Genomic DNA, 794 nt, shown 5'->3' on the forward strand with positions numbered 1-794 from the left:
CTCGAGATCGAGGAGGCTGCCGGTGCGGGCGAGCCCCCAGTACAGCGGAAGGCAGTTGAGGAACTGGATGTGGCCGACCCGCGGCCGGCTCCGGCGGTGGCCGGTGGCGGTAGCGGCGACAGGGGTTGAATTGTCCACATCCGGAGGCTAGCCCTGGGGGGTGGTCCTGGTGGCGCCGGGGGGCACGGTGGCGCGGCGCGGAGGATCGCGCTCGTTGCCCGGGCACCGCTGACGTGCGCGCTTTTCCCTTCCTCGGCGCATGGAAACCGCCCGTCCCCGTGATCTTTCGCTCTTTCCCCTCGGCATCTGCCGTGCTAGGCTCGCCGCAAGTTGCAGTTTGGTTTCCCTTGCAGTACAGAGCCTGCGGAGCATGTGACGCCGCAGGCTTTTGTAGTTTTCAGACTTCTTGCAGGTTCTGGAGCAGGGCAACCCTTTGGCCCAAGGAGGGCTTATGGCTACCGGAACCGTGAAGTGGTTCAACGCTGAAAAGGGCTTCGGCTTCATCGCCCAGGACGGCGGCGGCCCGGATGTCTTCGTCCACTACTCCGCGATCAACGCCTCTGGTTTCCGCTCCCTGGAGGAGAACCAGCAGGTTAACTTCGACGTCACGCAGGGTCCGAAGGGCCCGCAGGCGGAGAACGTAACCCCTGTCTGATCCTCTGGATCTTTCGCGGGTTCGGCCATCGCGGTCGGCACCTATTCGTTCCTGATGTAGTACCCAAGGAGCCCTGCTCCCCGTTTCGACGGGAAGCGGGGCTCCTGCCTTTTCCCGGCCCTCGTCTCTCACCCCGCCC

1 protein-coding gene and 1 pseudogene are annotated in these 794 nt (G+C 65.0%); one reads left to right on the forward strand and one right to left on the reverse strand.

All coding sequences use genetic code 11. The annotated features are described in order from the left end of the window. A pseudogene (locus KUM32_RS38905) lies at positions 1–138 on the reverse strand (menaquinone biosynthesis protein); the annotation flags it as partial. A 313-nt stretch (positions 139–451) separates the two neighbouring features. On the opposite strand from KUM32_RS38905, the gene KUM32_RS38910 reads away from it, so the two are divergent. Beyond that, positions 452–655 carry a cold-shock protein gene (locus KUM32_RS38910; RefSeq protein WP_003984261.1) on the forward strand — a complete coding sequence of 68 codons (204 nt, stop codon included), beginning with the start codon at positions 452–454 and terminating at the stop codon, positions 653–655. The last annotated feature ends 139 nt before the right edge of the window (positions 656–794 follow it).

Source organism: Streptomyces sp. AC627_RSS907 (genome assembly GCF_019049165.1).